21 protein-coding genes are annotated in these 21026 nt (G+C 62.0%); 9 read left to right on the forward strand and 12 right to left on the reverse strand.

All coding sequences use genetic code 11. The features are described from left to right. The first annotated feature begins 171 nt into the window (after window positions 1-171). The 4 genes from EFQ99_RS16210 to EFQ99_RS16225 all read left to right on the forward strand — a co-directional run bounded on the left by EFQ99_RS16210 (window position 172) and on the right by EFQ99_RS16225 (window position 6777). Entirely contained in the window at window positions 172-1383 is a 1212-nt protein-coding gene (locus EFQ99_RS16210; protein WP_126922022.1) for an efflux RND transporter periplasmic adaptor subunit, read from the forward strand. Then, window positions 1380-4535 (forward strand): efflux RND transporter permease subunit, encoded by a 3156-nt coding sequence (locus EFQ99_RS16215; RefSeq protein ID WP_126922023.1) that lies wholly within the window; start codon window positions 1380-1382, stop codon window positions 4533-4535. Before EFQ99_RS16210 ends, EFQ99_RS16215 begins: the two co-directional genes overlap by 4 nt. 272 nt (window positions 4536-4807) lie before the next feature. Beyond that, on the forward strand, window positions 4808-5806 hold the full coding sequence (locus EFQ99_RS16220; RefSeq protein ID WP_126922024.1) for a flagellin N-terminal helical domain-containing protein: 999 nt from the start codon (window positions 4808-4810) through the stop codon (window positions 5804-5806). Window positions 5807-6111: 305 nt separating this feature from the next. Beyond that, window positions 6112-6777, forward strand: a complete 666-nt coding sequence (locus EFQ99_RS16225) for a YiaD family glycine zipper/OmpA-like lipoprotein (protein ID WP_126922025.1) — start codon at window positions 6112-6114, stop codon at window positions 6775-6777. Between the two features lie 139 nt (window positions 6778-6916). On the opposite strand, the gene EFQ99_RS16230 is transcribed toward EFQ99_RS16225, so the two are convergent. From EFQ99_RS16230 to EFQ99_RS16240, 3 genes are all read right to left on the reverse strand, one after another. Continuing rightward, window positions 6917-7243: a helix-turn-helix domain-containing protein gene (locus tag EFQ99_RS16230; RefSeq protein ID WP_126922026.1), complete on the reverse strand. Its 327-nt coding sequence runs from the start codon at window positions 7241-7243 to the stop codon at window positions 6917-6919. Beyond that, entirely contained in the window at window positions 7240-7575 is a 336-nt protein-coding gene (locus tag EFQ99_RS16235; protein ID WP_126922027.1) for a type II toxin-antitoxin system RelE/ParE family toxin, read from the reverse strand. Before EFQ99_RS16235 ends, EFQ99_RS16230 begins: the two co-directional genes overlap by 4 nt. A gap of 94 nt (window positions 7576-7669) precedes the next feature. Further along, window positions 7670-8077: a DUF2000 family protein gene (locus EFQ99_RS16240; RefSeq protein ID WP_126922028.1), complete on the reverse strand. Its 408-nt coding sequence runs from the start codon at window positions 8075-8077 to the stop codon at window positions 7670-7672. A 32-nt stretch (window positions 8078-8109) separates the two neighbouring features. Here EFQ99_RS16240 and EFQ99_RS16245 point away from each other — a divergent pair, with 32 nt between their 5' ends. Next, window positions 8110-8997, forward strand: coding sequence for an AraC family transcriptional regulator (locus EFQ99_RS16245; RefSeq protein ID WP_126922029.1), 888 nt, complete (start codon window positions 8110-8112; stop codon window positions 8995-8997). Here the strand turns inward: EFQ99_RS16245 and EFQ99_RS16250 are convergent. Beyond that, window positions 8992-9699, reverse strand: a complete 708-nt coding sequence (locus EFQ99_RS16250; RefSeq protein ID WP_126922300.1) for a helix-turn-helix transcriptional regulator — start codon at window positions 9697-9699, stop codon at window positions 8992-8994. The two genes, EFQ99_RS16245 and EFQ99_RS16250, sit on opposite strands and share 6 nt — an antisense overlap. Before the next feature lie 88 nt (window positions 9700-9787). Here EFQ99_RS16250 and EFQ99_RS16255 point away from each other — a divergent pair, with 88 nt between their 5' ends. Then, window positions 9788-10186: a VOC family protein gene (locus EFQ99_RS16255; protein ID WP_126922030.1), complete on the forward strand. Its 399-nt coding sequence runs from the start codon at window positions 9788-9790 to the stop codon at window positions 10184-10186. Window positions 10187-10379: 193 nt separating this feature from the next. Further along, on the forward strand, window positions 10380-11333 hold the full coding sequence (locus EFQ99_RS16260) for an NmrA/HSCARG family protein (RefSeq protein WP_126922301.1): 954 nt from the start codon (window positions 10380-10382) through the stop codon (window positions 11331-11333). Window position 11334: 1 nt separating this feature from the next. Here the strand turns inward: EFQ99_RS16260 and EFQ99_RS16265 are convergent, their stop codons facing one another. The 3 genes from EFQ99_RS16265 to EFQ99_RS16275 all read right to left on the reverse strand — a co-directional run bounded on the left by EFQ99_RS16265 (window position 11335) and on the right by EFQ99_RS16275 (window position 14551). Further along, on the reverse strand, window positions 11335-12255 hold the full coding sequence (locus EFQ99_RS16265) for a LysR family transcriptional regulator (protein WP_126922031.1): 921 nt from the start codon (window positions 12253-12255) through the stop codon (window positions 11335-11337). A gap of 87 nt (window positions 12256-12342) precedes the next feature. Beyond that, entirely contained in the window at window positions 12343-13437 is a 1095-nt protein-coding gene (locus EFQ99_RS16270; protein WP_126922032.1) for an AbrB family transcriptional regulator, read from the reverse strand. A 211-nt stretch (window positions 13438-13648) separates the two neighbouring features. Then, entirely contained in the window at window positions 13649-14551 is a 903-nt protein-coding gene (locus EFQ99_RS16275) for a LysR family transcriptional regulator (RefSeq protein WP_126922033.1), read from the reverse strand. Window positions 14552-14643: 92 nt separating this feature from the next. Between EFQ99_RS16275 and EFQ99_RS16280 the strand changes: the two genes are divergently transcribed. Next, window positions 14644-15678 (forward strand): aldo/keto reductase, encoded by a 1035-nt coding sequence (locus EFQ99_RS16280; RefSeq protein ID WP_126922034.1) that lies wholly within the window; start codon window positions 14644-14646, stop codon window positions 15676-15678. 70 nt (window positions 15679-15748) lie between these two features. Here the strand turns inward: EFQ99_RS16280 and EFQ99_RS16285 are convergent, their stop codons facing one another. From EFQ99_RS16285 to EFQ99_RS16305, 5 genes are all read right to left on the reverse strand, one after another. Continuing rightward, window positions 15749-16138: a RidA family protein gene (locus tag EFQ99_RS16285; protein ID WP_126922035.1), complete on the reverse strand. Its 390-nt coding sequence runs from the start codon at window positions 16136-16138 to the stop codon at window positions 15749-15751. Window positions 16139-16192: 54 nt separating this feature from the next. Then, window positions 16193-16963, reverse strand: coding sequence for an amino acid ABC transporter ATP-binding protein (locus EFQ99_RS16290; RefSeq protein WP_126922036.1), 771 nt, complete (start codon window positions 16961-16963; stop codon window positions 16193-16195). Between the two features lie 11 nt (window positions 16964-16974). Continuing rightward, entirely contained in the window at window positions 16975-17640 is a 666-nt protein-coding gene (locus tag EFQ99_RS16295; RefSeq protein WP_126922037.1) for an amino acid ABC transporter permease, read from the reverse strand. Between the two features lie 4 nt (window positions 17641-17644). Beyond that, window positions 17645-18307, reverse strand: coding sequence for an amino acid ABC transporter permease (locus EFQ99_RS16300; RefSeq protein WP_126922038.1), 663 nt, complete (start codon window positions 18305-18307; stop codon window positions 17645-17647). Between the two features lie 93 nt (window positions 18308-18400). Then, window positions 18401-19249, reverse strand: a complete 849-nt coding sequence (locus EFQ99_RS16305) for a transporter substrate-binding protein (protein WP_126922039.1) — start codon at window positions 19247-19249, stop codon at window positions 18401-18403. A gap of 307 nt (window positions 19250-19556) precedes the next feature. On the opposite strand from EFQ99_RS16305, the gene EFQ99_RS16310 reads away from it, so the two are divergent. Beyond that, complete coding sequence (locus tag EFQ99_RS16310) at window positions 19557-20969, forward strand: FAD-binding oxidoreductase (RefSeq protein WP_126922040.1); 1413 nt, start codon at window positions 19557-19559, stop codon at window positions 20967-20969. The last annotated feature ends 57 nt before the right edge of the window (window positions 20970-21026 follow it).

Genomic DNA, 21026 nt, shown 5'->3' on the forward strand with positions numbered 1-21026 from the left:
ACAAATCGGTAATGCCAGGTGCTTATGCTTGCCGCTAAGCTGCAAACGCGCGATATTGTCGCACCAGGCGGGAATCTCGATGCCCAGTAATCCAGAACCCTGGGAATCTCGATCCCGTAGCGCCTCTTTCGACCGACCCTGGTCCAACCTCGAGTCCCTCCGGAGACGTGAATGGCCTTTTGGAAGCAGTTGATACTTTCGCTCATCGTCATCTTTGCCGGCTTTGCCGCGTGGGTTTTCTTCGTGCCTGGTGCAGGCGAGATGATGCGCGCGGCAGGCATTCCCGAGGGCCTCGTTTCGATGATCGCGCCGAAGGCCGAGGAGACGGCGGATGCCGACGGTTCGTCGCGGGCAGAAGGGCAGCAGCGCGGCCAAGGCCAAGGACAGGGGCAGAACCGCCGTAACGGCGGCGGGCGCAACGGCGCCATTCTGGTCGCGACGCAAGCCGTCGTCCAGGGCGTCGTCAACGACCGGCTGAACGCCATCGGCACGGGCGATGCGATCCGCTCGGTTGCGGTGACCCCGCAGGCAACGGGCACGATCCGCGAAATCCTGATCAAATCGGGCGACATGGTGAAGGCCGGCCAGGTGCTCGCCAAACTCGACAGCGAGGAGCAGGTGATCGCCCGCGGCCAGGCAGACGTGGCGGTGAGGGCTGCCGTCGAGAAATCCAATCTCTATCACAACATCAAATCCAGCGTGTCGCGCATGGATGTCTTCGATTCCGAGATCGCCGAGCAGGGTGCGCGGCTACAGCTGCAGGCCGCCGAACTCAATCTCGCACGGCGCAATATCACCGCCCCGATCGACGGGATCGTCGGTATCGTGCCGGTCAATATCGGCGACAATGTCACGACGACGACACCAATCGTCACACTCGACGACCGTTCGGAAATCCTCGTCGACTTCTGGGTGCCGGAGCGTTTTGCCAATACGGTGAAGGTCGGCCAGCCGGTCGACGCCATGTCTGTCGCACGGCCGGGGCAGGTGTTTTCAGGCGCGATCGAGGCGGTCGACAACCGCATCGATGCGGCAAGCCGCACGCTGCGCCTGCGCGCCCGGATCGACAATTCGTCGGATGAGCTGCGCGCCGGCATGTCCTTCAATGTCAGCATGAAATTTCCCGGCGACAAATATCCGGCGGTCGATCCGCAGTCGGTGCAGTGGGATTCTCAAGGCTCCTTCGTCTGGCTGGTGACCGACGACAAGTCGCATAAGGTGCGGGTCAGCGTCGTGCAGCGCAATCCCGATTTCGTGCTCGTCAACGCCGATCTCAAAGATGGCGACAAGATCGTGACGCAGGGCCTGCAGCGCGTGCGTGAAGGTGGGGCGGTTCGCGTTTCCGCCGATGTCGCCGCCAACGGGGAGGTCGCGACCCAATGAGCGTGACCGAGCTGCCTCAGGACAGGGCGTCGGGCAAGCAGAGCTTCACCGCGCTTTTCGTTCGCCGGCCGATCCTGGCGCTGGTGTTCAACACGCTGATGGTGGTTGCCGGCCTTGCCGCTTACGTCGGCGTCGAAGTGCGCGAATTGCCTGACGTTGATCGTCCCGTCGTGACCGTGCGCACCACTTTCGACGGCGCATCGCCGCAGACGATCGACCAGGAGCTGACCAAGGTGATCGAAGGGGCGGTCGCGCGTGTCAGCGGCCTGAAGTCGATCTCGTCGACCTCTTCCTTCGGCCAGAGTCGGGTGACGCTCGAATTCTCCGATGCGATCGATCTCGCGGTCGCCGCCAACGACGTGCGCGACGCGATCGGCCGCATCACCCAGAACCTGCCGGACGAGGCCGATGCGCCGCAGATCGTCAAGGCGGATTCGGATTCCTCGCCGATCATGCGGCTCGCCGTCACCTCGACCAAGCTCAACATGGACGACCTGACGCAGCTCGTCGAGAACGAGGTGGTCGATCGGCTGGCCTCCGTCGACGGTGTAGCCGACGTCGAGGAATATGGCGACCAGGAGAAGGTCTTCCGCGTCGATGTCGACCAGGGCGCGCTTGCCAGCCGCGGTCTCACCATCGGTGACCTGATCAAGGCGCTCGACAACGCGGCACTCGACGTGCCGGCGGGATCGCTGAAGAGCAATACGCAGGATATCGTCGTGCGGGCCACCGCCAACCTGCAGACACCGGCGGATTTTTCCAACGTCATGCTGCACGACCGCGTCCGGCTCGGCGACGTTGCGACCGTGACGCTCGGGCCCCGTGACGGCGAGACGGCGCTGCGCTCGAACGGAAAGCCCGGCATCGGGCTCGGCATCATCCGCCAGGCGCAGTCGAATACGCTCAACATCTCGACCGGCATCAAGGCCGCCGTCGAGCAGCTGTCGAAGACGCTGCCCGAGGGAACGTCGATCGCCATCACCAGCGACGACGCCGTCTTCATCGATGGCGCGATCCATGAAGTGGCGCTGGCGCTGGTGCTTGCCGCCGTCATCGTTACCGCCGTCATCTATCTCTTCCTGCGTGACTGGCGGGCGACGCTGATCCCGGCGGTCAGCATGCCGGTGGCGCTGATCGGCACGCTGGCGGCGATCTACATGGTCGGCTTCTCGATCAACATCCTGACGCTGCTCGCCATCGTGCTGGCGACCGGCCTCGTCGTCGACGATGCGATCGTCGTGCTCGAAAACATCGTGCGCCGGCGCGCCGAAGGCATGGGGCCGCGTGCCGCCGCCGTGCTCGGCACGCGCGAGGTGTTCTTCGCCGTTATCGCCACGACCGCGACGCTCGCTGCCGTCTTCATCCCGCTCTCCTTCCTACCGGGGCAGGTCGGCGGCCTCTTCCGCGAATTCGGCTTCGTGCTCGCCTTCTCGGTCGGTCTGTCGTCGATCGTGGCGCTGACGCTGTGCCCGATGCTCGCCTCGCGCATGCTGACGAAGCCGATGCTCGAGGATCACGGCTTGCTCGGCCGTTTCGGCGGCGCGCTTGCCAATCTTTACAAATGGGCGCTGCACGGTTGCCTCGGCGCGCCCTTCGTCGTCATCCTGTTCTCGGTGATCTTCGCCGGTGCGGCTGTCATCGCCTTCTCCACAGTCAAGAGCGAGCTGACGCCGGAGGAGGACCGGTCGATGGTGATGATGCGGCTGACGACGCCGCAGGGGTCGAGCCTCGAATATACCCGCGACAAGATGCAGCTCCTCGAGGAATATTTGCAACCGCTCGTCGATGGCGGCGACATCCGCAATGTCTTCTCGATCTCCGGCCAGGGCGGTTCTTTGAACAGCGGCTTCATGGTGCTGACGCTGGCGCCCTGGGGAGAGCGGCACAGGACGCAGGCCGAGATCGTCGGCGATATCAACCAGGCGGCCGCGAAGGTGCCGGCGTTGCGCGGCAACGCTATTTCCTCCAATAGCCTGCGTATCCGCGGCGCCGGCAGCGGCGTGCAGATGGCGCTTGTTGGTAACGATCACGAGGCGCTGACGGCGACCGCCGCCAAGCTGGTGCAGGCGCTCGACGCCACCGGCCGGTACGATACGCCGCGGCTGACCAACGAGCCCAGTCAGGCGCAGGTCTCGGTGGCGATCGACCGCGAGCGCGCCTCCGATCTCGGCATCGACATCACGGGCCTGTCGACGGCGATCCAGTCGCTGCTCGAAGGGCGTTCGGTGGTCGACGTCTTCGTCGACGGCCAATCCTATCCCGTGCTCTTGACCTCGACGACGCGGCCGATCGACGACCCGACCGACCTCGAAAACGTCTTCCTGAAGACCGGCGACGGCAAGATCGTGCCGATGTCCGTCATCGCCACGATGAAGGAAGGGTCGGTGGCGCCGCAGCTGAACCGCGAGCAGCAGCTCGCCTCGGTCGCGATCACCGCCGGCCTCAGGAACGGGATGTCGCTCGGCGATGCCGTGAAACAGGTGACCTCGCTTGCCGAGCCGCTGCTGCCGCCGGGTTCACGCCTGCTGCCGCTTGCGGAAGCAGCGACGCTCGAAGAGAATTCGAACGGCATGGCGCTGACTTTCGGCTTCGCCATCGTCATCATCTTCCTGGTACTCGCCGCCCAGTTCGAAAGCGTGCTCTCCTCGCTGATCATCATGTCGACGGTGCCGCTCGGCCTTGCCTGCGCCGTCTTCGCGCTCGTTATCACCGGATCGAGCCTCAACATCTACAGCCAGATCGGCCTGGTGCTGCTGGTCGGCGTCATGGCGAAAAACGGCATCCTGATCGTCGAATTCGCCAACCAGCTGCGCGACAGAGGCGAGGATGTGCGCTCCTCGATCGAGAAGGCCTGCGCGCTGCGCCTTCGCCCCGTCATGATGACGATGATCGCGACCATCCTCGGCGGCGTGCCGCTGGTCTTTGCCCATGGCGCGGGTGCGGAAGCGCGCGTGGCGCTCGGCTGGGTGATCGTCGGCGGTCTCGGCTTTGCGACGCTGGTGACGCTGTTCATCACGCCGGTCGCCTATCTCCTGCTTGCCCGCTTCGCCAAGCCGCACGCCCATGAGGAAGCGCGCCTGCACGAGGAGATGTCGATTGCCGCACGCCCGCGCGCCGCACCCGACGAAAAGCAGCTTCAGGCCGCCGAATAAGGCTTCGCATCGATTTCCAAAGAACGCCGCCGGATCTTTTCCGGCGGCGTTTCTCATGGTGTATCAAGTCTTGCGAAATAGGCTAAATTAGCTCTCAAGATTAGCCGTTTTTTAAGCATAAACGGCAATGATTGTTACCAGCAACCGACTGGTCTTCTTCGTTTCTTGAAGGCCCATGCGCTGGGTTTCCAGCGGCCCCGGACATGAGTGTCCGCGCGGCGCGGTTCATTTTTTGTGCAGTTTGCGTTTGTTGTGTTTTGGAGTTTAGTCCCGTGAGTATTTATCAGCGCACCTCCGTGGATGCGGCGCTTTACGTGCTGCGCGATACCAATCGGAAGATGGCGGTCACGCAGAACCACATCACGACGGGTATGCGTGTCGCCAAAGCCAGTGACAACGCCGTCTATTGGTCGATCGCCACCACCGCACGCACCGACAACAAGGCGATTTCGGCAGTCCAGGATGCGCTCGGCATGGCCGCCGCCACGATGGGAACGGCCTATACCGGCGTCCAGAACGTCATCGACGTCGTCTCCGAGATCAAGGCCAAGCTGGTTGCCGCAACCGAAGACGGCATCGACAAGAACAAGATCAACGAAGAGATCAAGCAGTTGCAGGAGCAACTGCGCAGCGTGTCGGAATCGGCGACCTTCAACAGCGACAACTGGGTCATTCTCAACGACGACGCGACGCCGACGCAGCCGCGCCAGATCCCTGCCTCCTTCATCCGCAACGCCGACGGGACGGTCTCCGTGGGCATGCTGAGCTACCACATCGACACGACGCCTGTGGGAGCCACGACCTCTAAAGACGCGCGCTACCTGATCGACGACCGCGCCACCGGCTCGGGCGAATACGGCGTGCTGACTTCGGCTTATTTCGCCACGGAACTCGGCGCTTCGCAGGACTACGTGCTGATGACGAGCAAGAACGGCACCACGGCAGGCCAGGTGGTGATCTCGGTGTCATCGAGCACGACGAAGGGCCAGATCGGCCAGATGATCAGCGTCGTCGATGCGGCGATGACGCAGCTGACGACGGTCGGCTCGGCCTTCGGCGCGCTGGAAAGGCGCATCAACCTGCAGAACGACTTCGCCACCAAGCTGCACGACAACATCACCGCCGGCATCGGCCGGCTCGTCGATGCCGACATGGAGGAGGAGTCCAGCAAGCTCAGGGCGCAGCAGACCCAGCAGCAACTCGGCCTGCAATCGCTGAACATCGCCAATGCCTCTTACGATACGGTGAGGCAGCTGTTCCAGAATTTCTAAGGGCGCGATCCAGCCATCCGCCCTCGTGGTTCGATACGGTCCTTTGGTTCGTCACTGCAATCGATTCTCTGGATCGATTGCCCCACGCCGCGGACCGTTCCTCACCCTCACGGTGAGGGCTGATCGTCGCACCTTGCCGGCGCGCCAGCCCCGCCGATCCGCTAAAACTGGTGATATCAGCGCATTGGTGCAACATGGCTGCTGTTTTGGCGCCTGAAATTCCCGTATCAAGAGAAGATCTTCATTTTCTTGCCGTAATCCTTGCCATTTGCTCGCATCAGTTTTGAACGGAGACTGTCCTGTCCATGATCAAGAAATTCCTACTTCTGGCTGTCGCAGCAAGCTATCTCAGCGCCTGCACGACGACCGATCCCTATACTGGTGAACAGAAGGTCTCCAACACGGCGGGCGGCGCGGCGCTCGGCGCGCTCGGCGGCGCTCTTGTCGGCGTGGCCGTCGGCGGCGGCGGGCACGGCAAGCGCAATGCGGCGCTGATCGGCGCCGGCATCGGGGCTCTGGCCGGTGGTGCGATCGGCAACTACATGGACCAGCAGGAAGCCGAGCTTCGCGCCCAGCTCGAAGGCACCGGGATTTCGGTGACCCGCAACGGCGACAACATCATTCTGAACATGCCCTCGAACATCACCTTCGACGTCGACCAGGACGCGGTGAAGCCGGGCTTCTATCCGACGCTGAATTCGGTGGCGATCGTGCTGCGCAAGTTCAATCGCACGCTGATCGACGTCAACGGCCATACGGATTCGACCGGCAGCCTGCAGCATAACCAGGACCTGTCGCAGCGCCGCGCGCTTTCGGTTGCCGATTACCTCGGCGGCCAGGGCATCGACCAGCGCCGCGTCTCCGCCGTCGGCTTCGGCCCGTCGCAGCCCGTCGCCTCGAATGCGAGCGAGGCCGGCCGCGCCCAGAACCGCCGCGTCGAGATCCAGATCGCGCCGATCACGCAGGGCTGAGTCTTTTCGGCAATTGAGAGAGATGATCATCGACGCGCTCTGTTGCGGATTGATGATTATAAATTCGAAAAAGGGTCGCGCCCAAGATTGCTCGGGCAGCCCAGTGAGAAGGCGGGTTTTCCCGCCTTCTCATCGATGGTTAGGTTGATGCTGCAGCCTGTTCCTTGGAGCGTTTAGGCATCCGGGTGACTTTGACGGTCACATGACGATCAAGCGCATTGAGAACCCGCACAAGCCGGTCGATGGTGAAGCGGCCAAGGTATGCGTTGCGAATACGGGAAAGATCGGCGGCAGTTACACCGGTCACCTTTTCTCCGTCGCGTACCGTCAGTTTACGTCGGTCGAGTGCCGCAATGATCTCGGCGGCAAGCTGGGCTTTCATTTGCCTGGTATCGGCGTCGGGGTCGCCAAGATCGGCGTAAATGTTGCCGCTGCCTCGAACGATTTCGAAGTCATCGTCATTCATCGCAACATCTCCTTTATTCGTTTCAAACGGGCTTGGATGAGCTCAACGTCCTTTTGAGGCGTCGCTATTCCTTTGGTGGATTTCTTCTGGAAAGCGTGAACCACCCAAATGGCATCTCCCAGCTGAACCGCATAAATGGCCCGGTAAGCATCCGTGCGGTAGGGCAGGGCGATTTCGAACACGCCCGAGCCCAAACCTTTCATGGGTTTCGCAATATCAGCCTTTTGACCCATGCCGGCGATGGCAAGCGCGTCTTTCATTCTGTCCTGAACGGACTTGGGGAAGTCCCCGAAGTCTTTCAACGCCGCTTTAACCCACGCAATCTCTTTCATAGGGTGATGTTGTCATATATGACAACGCCAAACAAGTGCTTCCTGAAAAATCAAGGGCAGTTAGAGAAACAAGGATCATGCGTGGCTCTCCCCATCAAAGCTGCATCGTCGCGCCCTTGGTGATCTTGTCGACGATCTTCTTGTCGGCGCGTAGCGCGATGCCGACGACCTTGGCATCGTCGGGGGCATATTCGGCAAAGACGGCGCGATTGGCCGTGTCGTGGCCGGTTGCAAACATTTCCTCGATGAAGACAGAAGACGTGACATCACGTTCGAGCGCGCGGCGGTGGATCGTCGATATCGTCGCGTCGTCGGCCGACAAGACGATGATCGGCTGGATGGATAGCGGGTTGTAGAGATTGCCGGCGCGATCCTTGTAGGGCTCGCCGATGATTTCAGGATATTGGCCGGCAATGCCTGTCGACAGGAAGGCTGTGACATTCAGCTTCTGCCAGCCGGCAAGATTGTTTCGCAGGACGATCGCAATTTTGGTATCAAACATTCCAGTCTCTTTCATCGGGTGTCGATAACGCGTTGAACCAGGATCTAACGCCGCAGGCCTTCGAGGGTCTTGAACGTTTGTGCGAGCCGCAGGGGCGCAGCGGCATCCTGACTGCGCCGTCCTTTCCGGGTATCGAGCGCATCGAGGCGCAATTCTCCGGCAATGTCTTCGAGCCGCACCGGCATGATACCTATGCGCTCGGCGTCACGCTGCATGGCGTGCAGACCTTCACCTATCGCGGCGAGCGGCGCTTCAGCCTGCCGGGGCAGGTGATCGTGCTGCACCCGGACGAAGAGCATGACGGCGGGGCGGGAACCGAGGACGGGCTGCATTATCGCATGCTCTATCTGGAGCCAGCGCTGTTGATGGAATGCCTTGAGGCGGAAAAGATAGGCCTTCCCTTCGTCGATCAGCCCGTGATCGCCGACGACGCACTGGCGCAGGTGCTGCTCGCAGCACTCAGTGAACTCGACCGGGAGCTGGACGAGCTTTTCGTCGATGATTTCGTCAGCCGGGTGGCGGGCGGGTTGTCGCGGCATTCGCAGGTGCGGCGCCGGGCTCTCGGCACGGTTGCCTGGAGGCAGGTGCGGGCGGCGCGCGACTATCTGGAGGCGCATGCGTTGCGGCCCGTGCGCTCCGGTGAATTGGCGAGCATTACCGGCCTCGATCGTTTCACCCTGTCACGGCATTTCCGCACGGCCTTTGCCACCAGCCCGCACCGCTACATGCTGATGCGGCGGCTGCAGCAGGCAAAGGCGCTGATGGGCGAAGGCGAGGGGTTTGCCGATGTGGCCGCCGCCACGGGCTTTGCCGACCAGGCGCATTTCATCCGGCATTTCAAGAAAGCCTATGGGGTGACGCCGGGGCGCTGGGCCGGGCTTCAGCGGACAGCGCAGGTCAGCAACGGCAGCGTATCATAGCGCTCGGCGCGAACGGGAAAGTTCGGCTTCACGCCATTGCAGCCATTGCTGTCTCAATTTGCCTCTGGACAGGCCGATGGTCTCTTCGAGAACCTTGAGATCGAGAATGCGTTCGGTGCGAAAATGGCGAAAGGCCTGTTTCGATTCGCACCACGCGATCAAAAGACAGCGCGCATCCTCATAGCCGAGCAGCACCGGCCACACGATACGGCTGGTTACCGCGCCATTCGCCGCGCGATATTCAAGCTCAATCTTTCGCCCCTCCCTGATCGCCCGCCGGATTGGGCGGCTGTCGAGCGTCAGGCTGTCCATGACCTCGCCAGGTTTCAGGCTGACGGCGGGTTCGGCAATGAACGGTAGAAGATCGTCCGGTACGGTGGATGCAATCTTTGCGATGACATCTCTGGCCGCAGTGTTGATGGCCGGATCACCCAGCTTTGCCACCATCTGAACGCCCAGCAGAACGGCCTCGATCTCCTCTGCTGTCAGCATCAGCGGGGGCATATCGTATCGTGGGTCGAGGACGTAGCCAAAGCCAGCTTCCCCTTCGATGGGAACGCGCTGGCCAATCAGGTGGGCAATGTCACGATAGACGGTTCGTCGGGCGACCTCGAGTTCGTCCGCAAGCTGCGCCGAGGTGACCGGACGGTTTGATCTTCGAAGTATCTGGATGATCTGAAAAAGCCGTTCCGCTTTTCGCATGGCTGGTGACTCCTGCTGCCACAACGCTGGCAGGATGACTATGTCACAAGAGTAGGCAAAGAGATCATTATGCGTGAAGGAGAAAATGATGAAACTCGCATCCACCCGTCTCGTCGCTTCGGATATCGAAAGCATGGTGGCCTTCTATGAGCTCGTGACGGGCTGTCGCGCGGACTGGCTTGCTCCCGTCTTTGCCGAGATCGTCACACCCGGCGCCGTCGTGGCGATAGGGAGCGCGGAAACGGTCGCGCTCTTCAAGGAGGGCAGTGCGGAGCCACGCGCCAATAAAACCGCCGTTCTTGAATTCATGGTATCGGACGTCGACGCTGAATTCGCTCGGCTCAAGGATCATGTCGAGGTGGTGCATGAGCCCAAGGATTTGCCGTGGGGAAATCGCACGGTTCAGTTCTCCGACCCGGAGGGGACCCGCGTGGCGCTTTATACGCCCGTTACCGAGGCTGCGAGGCAACGCTTCAGCGGTCGATAGGCGCAGCTGGCCACGGTATTTATCCGTAAAACGGCATTATCATATGCATTGCGCATGCCTACAGCAAGAAAGCCTGATGACATAACTTGTCTCCCGGATCCGAGCGACCGGCATCTGCCGAAAGCTCTCTCCAGTATGACGCCTGGCTGTGCAATCGGCAGCCAGTGACAGGGAAAAGGTTCGAGGCACAACTATGTCAGCAAATGATAAGCCACTCATCGCAATTGTCGGTGCCACCAGCAAACAGGGGCGCAGCGTCGCATCAACGCTCCTTCGCAGTGAGCGTTTTCGCGTACGCGCCCTAACCCGAAGAAAGGATTCACCCGAGGCTTTAAGTCTGGAGAAACTTGGGGCTGAAATTGTAACCGTTCCCCTCCAGCTTGGCTTCCAGAAGGATCTCGTTGCTGCCTTCGAAGGCGCGGACGGGGCATTTCTGATGACGCCGCCCGTCATGCCGCCGGCGACGATAGAGGTTCCTATCGGCCGCCAACTGGCGGATGCAGCGGTTGAGGCAGGCGTCGGACATATTGTTTTCAGCACGCTCGAGAATGTCGATGCCATCTCCGGCGGGACGAAGTTTGCTCCGCACTTCACCGACAAAGCGCGCGTTGCAGACTATATTCGCGGTCTGCCGATCTCTCATTCCTTCGTTATGCTGGCATTCTTCTACACAAATCTTCTCGAATATTATCCGCCGCGCATGGAAGGCGACACGCTCCTGCTGCCGATCTATCTTCCCGAAGATTTTCGAGCGCCTTTTGTCGATCCGCTCACGGCGACCGGGCCGGCCGTGCTGGAAATCTTCTCAAATCCCGAGCGCTACAACGGGAAAACGCTGCCGATCGTTGGCGATATCATCTCTCCGCGCGAGATGGTCGAAACCTTTCGAGAGGTAACCGGCCTCAAGGCAGAATATCGAAACGCTTTCACCAGGGATGGCCTGCTGCAGCATTTTCCGGAGTTTGGCGCCAACGAGCTTTTCGTGCGAGAGCTTCTGGGGATGGTCGAGTATGCGGTCGAATATGGTTATTTCGGCAAGGAGCATGATCTGGAATGGAGCCGTCGCCTGAACCCCGACACGCTCGACTGGAAGCAGTATCTTCGCACTACCGGCTGGCGCGGCGACAAGCGATCTTTCGGGCTCTAAATCACGATGGGCGGATTCCCGGCAACTTAGAAATCTCGGCGACAAGAAAGTCGGTGAGAAGGCGAACGCGGGCAATAGCGGAACGCTCGGGTACGATGAGCAGGCTCAGCGGGACCGGCGACGGGCGATAGTCTTCGAGCACGACCTCGAGCCGACCGTCGTCCAGGAGATCGTGGATCAGCCAAAGGTGGGTGGGACCAATGCCGCGGCCTGCGGCAAGGGCTTCGCGCGCCGCAAGCCCGTGATCGACGCGCAGCTTCCCATTGACCGGAACGGTTACATTCGCGCCATTGTGGGAGGTGAGAGCGATCTGATCGCTCCCGGCTATATTGGACATGATGACGGTTTCGTATCGCGAGAGATCGTCCGGGCGCTGCGGCCGCCCGTGGGCGGAGAAATAGGCCGGAGCGCCGACGATCAGCCGATGGCTTTTTCCGAGCGCATGAAGCTTCATGGAACTGTCGGCGAGAGGTCCAAGCCGGATCGCTAGGTCAACGCCTTCGCGAACCAGGTCGATGCGCTCGTCGGTCAAGTTGAGATCGACGCTGATATCAGGATGCTGGTCCTGAAATTCGAAGATGAGGCGGGTGATGTGCATCACGCCAAGCGCTGCAGTACATGAAAGCCTGACAGCGCCTGCGGCCGCCCGCCGCGCATTCCGGGCTTCCTCGGCCGCCTGCTCGACCAGGCGCAATACCTGGAGGCAGTTGGCATAATAGCGGCTGCCTTCGTCGGTAAGCGTCACGCGACGCGTGGTTCGGCTGAGGAGAGGCACACCGACTGCGGCCTCGAGTTCATTGAGCTGCCGCGTCACGGTGGATTGACCGACGCCGAGTTCCCTTGCCACCATAGACAGGTTGCCTCGTTCGGCAACGCGAACAAAGGTGCGCATTCTGTCGAGAGACAGTCCCGAGTTATCCATTTTTCAGCACGATGATGCTCATTGAATCAATCTAGGGAATAACCGGGCCTGAGGCTAGTGAGCCTGCCGAACTGATGGCTTCCGAACTTAGGCCGGGTTTTCCGCAAGGCCGGAGCGGCGTGCGATGAAGCGGGCGAGCATTGGGCCGATCAGCAGAATGACCAGGAAACGGCCGGTCTGCATCGCCATCACGAAGGGCACGTCGACATTGCTCGACGCGGCGATGATGGCAACGGAGTCGGCGCCGCCGGGGCTGGTGGCGAGATAGGCCGTCAGCGGATCGATGCCGGCAAACACGTGAAGGGCTGCCGCCATGCAGCCGCAAAGCGCCATCAGCAGCACGATGCAGGCAGCGACCCGCGGCAGGGCGCGCGCCACGTGGCTGAGGATCGAGCGGGTGAAACGCAGGCCGATGCTCCAGCCGACGAGCGCATAGGCGATGGCGAGCAGCCACATCGCCAGCTCGATCTTCAGAAGGCCGATGCCCTGCAGGAAGGCGCCGAGAAAGAGCGGCACGATGATCATGCCGCCCTGGATGCGCAGGCGCCGCACGCCATAGGCGCAGAAGCCGGCAAAGGTGATGGTCGCCGCAAAGGCCGGCCAATCGACCGCGGGAAAGAGGATGAGCGGCGGCGACTCGGCGCCGTCGGCCGCCACCCAGAGGCGCGAGATCACCGAAGCGCCGACGGCGACGAAGACGACCCTGAGATATTGCATGAAGGCGACGAGGCGGGCATCGGCGCCATAGGCTTCCGACATGATGACCATGGCGGAGGCCGCACCCGGCGAGGAGCCCCAGACGGCGGTCGTTCCCGGCAGCACCTGCCAGCGCGTGAGCAGCCAGCCGAGGCCGGTGGCGATGGCGATGACCGAGAAGACGAACAGCAGGAAGAGCGGCGCGTCCTTCGCCATGGCACCGAGAATATCAGGGGTGATGGTGCGCGCCATCATGAGGCCGACCAAGACCTGGCCGAACTGCAACGGCAAGAGCGGCACGCGAAGCTTTCCCTTGCCGACCGTCAGCGCCAGCAGGATGGCGGCGACCATCGGTCCGATCAGCAGCGAGGCGGGCAGGGCGAAGAGTTCAAGGAAGACGACGAAGGCGGTGGAGAGCGCGAGCAGCAGCGCCCATTTCGGCAGGCCGGCATCGCGCAGCAGGCGGCGTACGTCGCTGAATGGCATGATCCCCGTATCTTTCCTGGCCGGTGCAAGCCGTGAGGCTGAAGATGGGAGGAAGCTCCGGCGTGACGAAGAGAGGCTGGCCGCAGGGGCCAGCTGGCGCGGCTTCGATATAGGTGGGTGCGGCGAGCGCGGTCAATTGCGAAATCTGGCTTCTCGTCACCCCGCCATGCGAATCTGATTCAAGCGGCCGCTTCAAGCCATTGTTATCTCATCAGAGACGCACTTCTCGGCCAAGGAAATCGAGCAATGCGCGCACGCGCGCCGGCAGCGGACCGCCTTGGCCCATATAGAGGGCGTAGAACTCCTCGGTGTCGCCGGGATTGGCTTCTTCCATCACTTGTATCAGTCGGCCGGCATCGATATCGGCGCGCACGGTGAAGGCGGCCAGTCGGGCAAGGCCGGCGCCAGCAAGCGCGAGATGGCGCATGGCTTCGCCGTCTGCGACCTGCACGCCGGGCGTGATCGGCACCGTCACCGTTTCGCCATCCTCGCGCATCGGCCAACCCTCGACGGCGCGGGCATAGGAAAAGCCGATGCGGCAATGGCGGCGGAGATCGCCGACGCTGCGCGGCTCGCCGTGACGCTTGAGATAATCGGGAGAGGCAACGATGAGCTTGCCGGCGGCGCCGAGCTTGCGGGCGATCAGGCTGGAATTCTTCAAAGGGCCGGCGCGGATCGCGACATCGGCGCGCTCCTCCATCAGGTCGACGATCCTGTCGGTATGGGAAATATCGAGCGTCACGGCGGGATGAAGCGCCATGAAAGCGGGCACGAGCGGCGCCAGCACATGATTGCCGAAGGAGCCGCTGGTGTTGATGCGGATGCGGCCGGAAGCCTGTTCACCCGATGAAGCCTGACGCTCGGCCTCGGCGATATCGGCAAGGATGGCGATGCTGCGCTCATAGAAGGCACAGCCCTCCGGCGTCAGCTGCAGCTTACGGGTCGAACGGTTGACGAGGCGGGCGCCGAGGCGCACCTCCAGCCGGGCGACGAGCTTGCTGACCGCCGACGGCGTCATGCGCTGAACTTGCGCGGCAGCGGAAAAACCGCCACGCTCGACGACGCTGACGAAGACTTCCATTTCGCCTGAGCGATTGACGTCCTGACGGCTCATGATGAATTCAAATCACAGATGATATGCTTTCAGGCAATCTATATCACCATTCTCACCGGGTCTATCTCTGCAAAAAAACAGGAGATTGAATCATGGAATACAGAAATCTTGGTGCATCGGGCTTGAGGGTGCCGGTGCTGAGCTTCGGGGCCGGCACTTTTGGCGGCAGCGGACCGCTGTTCGGCGCCTGGGGCACGACGGATGCGCAAGAGGCGCGGCGGCTCGTCGACATCTGCCTCGAAGCCGGCGTCAATCTCTTCGACACGGCCGATGTCTATTCGGCCGGTGCTTCCGAAGAGGTGCTCGGCCAGGCAATCCGCGGCCGGCGCGACGCCGTGCTGATCTCGACGAAGACGGCGCTGCCGATGGGCGACGGGCCGCAGGACTGGGGCGCCTCGCGGGCGCGGCTGATCCGGGCAACGGAGGATGCGCTGCGCCGGCTCGGCACCGACTATATCGACCTGTTGCAACTCCATGCTTTCGATGCCTCGACGCCGGTCGAGGAGGTTCTGTCGACACTCGATGGGCTCGTTTCATCCGGCAAGATCCGCTATGTCGGTGTTTCCAACTTTGCCGGCTGGGAACTGATGAAGTCGCTGGCAGCCGCCGAACGCCACGGCCATCCGCGTTACGTCGCCCATCAGGTCTATTATTCGCTGGCGGGGCGCGATTATGAGTGGGAGCTGATGCCGCTCGGCGCCGATCAGGGTGTCGGAGCGCTCGTCTGGAGCCCGCTCGCCTGGGGGCGGCTGACCGGCAAGATCCGCCGCGGCGAGCCGCTGCCCGCGGCAAGCCGGCTGCACGAGACGGCGCAATACGGCCCGCCGGTCGACGACGAGAAGCTGTTCGACATCGTCGAGGTGCTCGACGCCATCGCGGCCGAGACCGGCAGGACGGTGCCGCAGATTGCCATCAACTGGCTGCTCGGCCGGCCGACGGTATCGAGTGTCATCATCGGCGCGCGCAACGAGGAGCAGCTGCGGCAAAACCTTGATGCGGTCGGCTGGAGCCTTTCGAAAGAGCAGATCGAAAGGCTCGATGCCGTCAGCGCGGTCATGGCGCCCTATCCCTATTTCCCTTATCGCAGGCAGGAAGGCTTCGCGCGGCTCAACCCTCCGATTGTATGAGGGCCTCCAGTCATTTGATGGGGCGATCGTCTGAGGGCAGACCTTTGCGCGGCCGGGGCCGCGCAAAGGTTCAGTTCCTGTCGGCGCGGTAGGCGACGCAGTCGACCTCGACCTTGCAATCGACCATCATCCGCGACTGGACGCAGGCGCGCGCCGGCGGGTTCTTGCCGAAATATTCGGCGTAGACGCCGTTGAAACTCCAGAAGTCGCGCGGATCGTCCAGCCAGACGCCGACCCGCACCACGTCCTCAATGCCGTAGCCTGCCTCGTGCAGGATGGCGATCAGGTTTTCGATGGCCTTGCGGGTCTGCGCGACGATGCCGCCGTCGATGATCTCGCCCTTTTCCATCGGCACCTGGCCGGATACGTGAAGCCAGCCGCCGGCTTCCACCGCACGTGCGAAGGGCAAAGCCTGTCCACCGGCACCGGTTTCTCCGGCGCCGTAACGCTTGATCGTCATCGGATCTCTCTTTCTTTTTTGCTTCGAAAGCAACGGCGCGTCCGCGCCGCCCCATCAGTTGAAACTTGACGTCTTGAGGAATTCGGCGAGACGCTGCGTCTTCGGCTGCACGAACATCTCCTTCGGATCACCTTCCTCGCAGATCACGCCCTTGTTCATGAAGATCACGCGGGAGGAGACTTCGTAGGCGAAGCGCATTTCGTGCGTGACGAGCAGCATGCTCATGCCATCGGCGGCAAGCCCCTTGATGACCTGCAGAACTTCGCCGACGAGCTCGGGATCGAGCGCCGAGGTGACTTCGTCGAACAGCATCAGCCGCGGGTTCATGGCGATGGCGCGGGCGATCGCGACGCGCTGCTGCTGGCCGCCGGAAAGCTGGCCGGGATAGTGATCGGCGCGCGACGCCAGTCCGACGCGGTCGAGCCATTTCTCGGCGACGGCGCGCGCCTCGTCGCGCGGCATCTTCTTCACCTTGACGAGGCCGAGCATGATGTTGCGGGCAGCCGTCATATGCGGAAACAGGTTGAATTGCTGGAAGGCCATGCCGGTCAGCGCCCGCTGACGTGCGATTTCCTTTTCGCTCTTGCGCCGGCGCACGCTGCCGGACTGCTCATAGCCGATCTCTTCGCCATCGAGTCGGATGTGGCCGCCCTGGAAGTCCTCAAGCATGTTGATGCAGCGCAGCATCGTGGTCTTGCCGGAGCCGGAGGAGCCGATGATGGAGATCACCTCTCCCTGCTGCATCGTGCAATCGACGCCCTTCAACACTTCGACGGGGCCATATTGCTTGTGAAGCCCCTGAATTTCGAGAAGTACCTTGCTCATGATCCGAGCCCTCACGATGGAACGACCGTCTTGCGCTCGACGTATTTGCCGAGGCGCTCGATGCCGTAATTGATGACGAAATAGAGAAGCCCCGCGAAGAAATAGAACTGGAGGCTCATGAAATTGCGCGAGATGATCTCCTGCGTGCGCAGCAGCAGCTCGGTGACGCCGATGACGGAAAGCAGAGTCGAAGCCTTGACCATTTCGGCCGCCGTATTGACCCAGGCGGGCAGGAACTGGCGCAGCGCCTGCGGCCAGAGGACATAGGCGAAGGTCTGGCGGAAGGTGAGGCCGATCGCCTTGGCCGCTTCCGTCTGGCCCTTGGGGATCGCCTGCAGGCCGCCGCGCACGATCTCGCCCACATGCGATGAGCAGAACACCGCAAGAGCGAGCACGCCGGCCTGGAACGGGCCAAGCTCGATACCGATGGTGGAAAGCACGTAATAGCTCGCCAGCACCAGCACCAGAACCGGCGTTCCCCGGATGAAATCGGTGTAGGCCCGCACGATCAGGCGCAGCACAGGGTTGCCGTAGACAAGCGCGAGCCCGACGAGCACGCCGAGGAGCGATCCGGCGACGATCGCCAGCGACGAGATCGAAACCGTGACGCCGAGCCCCTTGAGGACGACGAAGCGGGCGATCCAAAGCTGGTCGAGAAAAGCAGTAAGACCGGTCATGACATCACCTCGGAACGGCAAGCCGGCGCTCGACGACGCGCATCAGCGCGGCGAGCACGGAGCAGGTTACGACATAGAGGCCGGAGGCGACCATCCAGGTTTCGATGACGCGGAAGGTCTCGACATTGATTTTTCTCGCCTCGAAGGTGAGTTCGGGCACCGCGATCGCGGCGGCGAGCGAGGTGTCCTTGAACAGCGAAATGATCGTCGAGGACAGCGAGGGCAGGACGTTGCGCAGCATCAGCGGCGTGATGATCGAGACGCGGATCTGCATCGGCGTCAGGCCAATCGCCAGGCCCGCTTCCGTCAAGCCCTTCGGGATGGAGAGCAGGCCCGCCCGGAACACTTCGGCGAGATAAGCGCCGGAATAGATCGACAGCACCGCGACGAAGCTCTGGATCTTGCCGATCCTGATACCGAGCTGCGGCAGTGCGAAGAAGGCGAAAAGAACGAGAACGAGGATCGGCAGGTTGCGGATGATCGTGACGTAGAGTGCTGCGGGACGCTGCAACCATCGGCTTTTCGAGATGAGCGCGAAGGCGATGATGAGGCCGATCGCAGCGCCGATGAGGATGGAAATGAAAGCCAGGCCGAGGCTGAGCAGCAAACCTTCGAGCAACTGGTCGAAGCTGCGCCAGACGGCGGCGAAATTGAGCGTATAACCCATGGCGCAACCCTGCAATCAAGGGTGAAGAACGGGCGGAGGAGACCTCCGGAGGGGAGAACATTCCCCGGAGGCCTCCTTCCATCCCAGGCGACCTTACTTGTATTCGACTGGGAAGCCGATCTGGGGCGGCGTCAGATCCTTGCCGAACCATGTCTTGAACGACTTGGCGTAGAAGTCGAATTCGACGCCGGTCATCGCCTCGTGCAGAGCCGTGTTGACGAAATTCAGCCAATCCTGATCGCCGCGCTTGACGCCGCAGGCGTAGGTTTGCGGATTCCAGCCGTAGCCCGCATCCTTATAGCGGCCGGGATTCTGCGTCATATACCAGGCAAGCGACGACTGGTCGGTCGCGACAGCGTCGGCGCGGCCCGATTCCAGCGCCTGATAGATCAGGTCGACGGATTCGTATTGGTCGACGGTCGCTTCCGGCAGGGCGGCATGGACCATGGTCTCGGCATAGACGTTCTGCAGCACCGAAATCGTCACGGATGAGCCGGCGGCCTTGAGCGCGGCATAGTCGGCATATTTGCCGTCAGACTTCAGCATCAGGCCGACACCCTCACGGTAATAGGGGATGGTGAAGGCGATCTGCTGCGCGCGTTCGCCGGTGACGGTCATGAACTGGCAGGTGATGTCGACCTTGTCGGTGGTGATGTTCGGGATGCGGGCATCGGACGATTGGTTGACGAACTCGATCTTATCAGGATCGCCGAACAGCGCCTTGGCGACGATGTGGCCCATATCGATGTCGAAGCCCTGAAGCTTGTCATCCGCGCTCTTGAAGTGCCACGGCGCGTTGGTGCTGCCGGTGCCCATGACGAGATGGCCGCGAGCCAGCACTTCATCGAGCTTGCTCTTGGCGTCCTGGGCGGCCGCAGGCATGGCGGAAAGAACGAGAGCGGTTGCCAGCGAAAGCGCGCTGGCGCGGAGCGAGACGGTCATGATGGTTCCCCTTGTTTGACGCTCTGATTTGGAATCCAATATATTGGACACGTGTCCTGTTTATCGGATTTGCATATCGAGCGACATCGCCGGTGACTTGTCAATAGGCAGGCCCAAGAAAAAGGCATGCTTGAGAAACGACGGCAGCCGCGGAGGGGTCGCGCGCTTGGAAAGGGCGGGCGTCTATAACAAAGGGGGAATGAAATCTTCTCCTAATCTTAGCTGGACAGCAGCTTTGACTTGCCGCATACCCGGCCTATCTGCGGAAATAGACACGCATTCGCGGAATGGCAGGGAGATCAAAGGGATGGCGCTGAAGGACGCGAAGGCCGGCATACGCAACGAGGCGGGAATCGCCGTTGTGCTCGGCATTCTCAAGCAGAGTTTCGGCGAGCGGTTCCAGACCGGCCAGTCCTTCCGGGCCCAGCATGCCCATACGACGACCTATATTCCATCGCAATTGCCCGATGGCGTGCTCTTTGCCGAGAGTGCCGAGGATGTGAAAGCGGCGGTCAGGGTCTGCGCGGCCCATAAGGTGCCGGTAATCGGTTTCGGCGTAGGCACGTCGCTGGAGGGCCAGGTTAACGCCGCCAATGGCGGGATTTCGATCGATTTCAGCCGCATGAACCGAGTGCTCGAAGTCAATCCCGAAGATCTCGACTGTACCGTCGAGCCGGGCGTGACGCGCGAGGCGCTGAACATCCACCTGCGCGATACCGGTCTGTTCTTTCCGATCGATCCCGGCGCCAACGCCTCGATCGGCGGCATGGCCTCGACGCGGGCCTCCGGTACCAATGCCGTGCGCTACGGCACGATGAAGGACAACGTGCTTGCCGTCACCGCGGTCACTGCCAATGGCGAGGAGATCCGCACCGCCCGGCGCGCCCGCAAATCCTCAGCCGGCTACGACATGACGCGGCTTTTCGTCGGCGCCGAGGGCACGCTCGGCATCCTGACCTCGGTGACGCTGCGCCTGCAGGCGATCCCGCAGAAGATTGCCGGCGGGGCCTGCGCCTTCCCGAGCATCAAGGCCGCCTGCGACGCCGTCATCATGACGATCCAGATGGGCATTCCGGTGGCGCGCATCGAACTGCTGGACACGGTGCAGATGCGGGCCTGCAACGCCTATTCCGGGCTTTCCTATGCCGAAAGCCCGACGCTCTTCCTCGAATTCCACGGCACCGACGAGACGGTGCCGCTGCAATCGGCAGCCTTTGCCGAGATCGCCGCGGAATGCGGCGGGGCCGAATTCCTGTGGACCGCCAATGCCGAGGAGCGGACGAAGCTCTGGAAGGCGCGTCACGACGCCTATTGGGCCGCCCGCGGGCTGGCGCCCGGGCTTGCCGCACTTTCGACCGATGTTTGTGTTCCGATATCGAGGCTTGCCGATTGCGTTTCCGAAACGCAGGCGGATATCGAAGAGCACGGGTTGCTGGGCCCGATCGTCGGCCATGCCGGCGACGGGAATTTTCATGTGCTGCTGCTGTTCGACGACAAAAGCGCCGAGGACATTGCCAAGGCCGAGAGCTTCGTGGAGCGGCTCAACCGCCGGGCGCTCGACATGGATGGGACATGCACCGGTGAACATGGGATCGGGCAGGGCAAGATGGCGTTCCTGGAACAGGAGCTCGGCGGGACGGTGGATCTGATGCGACAGGTGAAGCAGGCGCTCGATCCGGACGATATCTTCAATCCCGGCAAGATTTTCCACCATGACTGAAAACGGAAGATTCTCATGAACTTGGGCCTTGCCCCCGAATCCCGTTCTTCATTAAAG

Origin of the sequence: Rhizobium vallis (assembly GCF_003985155.1) — a bacterium.
In the GTDB taxonomy this organism is placed as follows: domain Bacteria; phylum Pseudomonadota; class Alphaproteobacteria; order Rhizobiales; family Rhizobiaceae; genus Rhizobium; species Rhizobium vallis.

What these genes read in the sequence shown, in the direction of transcription:
- EFQ99_RS16255 (WP_126922030.1), top strand. Translation starts at nt 9,788, where the DNA reads ATGAAACTCGCATCCACCCGTCTCGTCGCTTCGGATATCGAAAGCATG.
- EFQ99_RS16270 (WP_126922032.1), bottom strand. Translation starts at nt 13,437, where the DNA reads ATGCCATTCAGCGACGTACGCCGCCTGCTGCGCGATGCCGGCCTGCCG.
- EFQ99_RS16265 (WP_126922031.1), bottom strand. Translation starts at nt 12,255, where the DNA reads ATGGATAACTCGGGACTGTCTCTCGACAGAATGCGCACCTTTGTTCGC.
- EFQ99_RS16300 (WP_126922038.1), bottom strand. Translation starts at nt 18,307, where the DNA reads ATGGGTTATACGCTCAATTTCGCCGCCGTCTGGCGCAGCTTCGACCAG.
- EFQ99_RS16285 (WP_126922035.1), bottom strand. Translation starts at nt 16,138, where the DNA reads ATGACGATCAAGCGTTACGGCGCCGGAGAAACCGGTGCCGGTGGACAG.
- EFQ99_RS16210 (WP_126922022.1), top strand. Translation starts at nt 172, where the DNA reads ATGGCCTTTTGGAAGCAGTTGATACTTTCGCTCATCGTCATCTTTGCC.
- EFQ99_RS16230 (WP_126922026.1), bottom strand. Translation starts at nt 7,243, where the DNA reads ATGAATGACGATGACTTCGAAATCGTTCGAGGCAGCGGCAACATTTAC.
- EFQ99_RS16290 (WP_126922036.1), bottom strand. Translation starts at nt 16,963, where the DNA reads ATGAGCAAGGTACTTCTCGAAATTCAGGGGCTTCACAAGCAATATGGC.
- EFQ99_RS16260 (WP_126922301.1), top strand. Translation starts at nt 10,380, where the DNA reads ATGTCAGCAAATGATAAGCCACTCATCGCAATTGTCGGTGCCACCAGC.
- EFQ99_RS16215 (WP_126922023.1), top strand. Translation starts at nt 1,380, where the DNA reads ATGAGCGTGACCGAGCTGCCTCAGGACAGGGCGTCGGGCAAGCAGAGC.
- EFQ99_RS16275 (WP_126922033.1), bottom strand. Translation starts at nt 14,551, where the DNA reads ATGAGCCGTCAGGACGTCAATCGCTCAGGCGAAATGGAAGTCTTCGTC.
- EFQ99_RS16240 (WP_126922028.1), bottom strand. Translation starts at nt 8,077, where the DNA reads ATGTTTGATACCAAAATTGCGATCGTCCTGCGAAACAATCTTGCCGGC.
- EFQ99_RS16280 (WP_126922034.1), top strand. Translation starts at nt 14,644, where the DNA reads ATGGAATACAGAAATCTTGGTGCATCGGGCTTGAGGGTGCCGGTGCTG.
- EFQ99_RS16310 (WP_126922040.1), top strand. Translation starts at nt 19,557, where the DNA reads ATGGCGCTGAAGGACGCGAAGGCCGGCATACGCAACGAGGCGGGAATC.
- EFQ99_RS16250 (WP_126922300.1), bottom strand. Translation starts at nt 9,699, where the DNA reads ATGCGAAAAGCGGAACGGCTTTTTCAGATCATCCAGATACTTCGAAGA.
- EFQ99_RS16235 (WP_126922027.1), bottom strand. Translation starts at nt 7,575, where the DNA reads ATGAAAGAGATTGCGTGGGTTAAAGCGGCGTTGAAAGACTTCGGGGAC.
- EFQ99_RS16225 (WP_126922025.1), top strand. Translation starts at nt 6,112, where the DNA reads ATGATCAAGAAATTCCTACTTCTGGCTGTCGCAGCAAGCTATCTCAGC.
- EFQ99_RS16295 (WP_126922037.1), bottom strand. Translation starts at nt 17,640, where the DNA reads ATGACCGGTCTTACTGCTTTTCTCGACCAGCTTTGGATCGCCCGCTTC.
- EFQ99_RS16305 (WP_126922039.1), bottom strand. Translation starts at nt 19,249, where the DNA reads ATGACCGTCTCGCTCCGCGCCAGCGCGCTTTCGCTGGCAACCGCTCTC.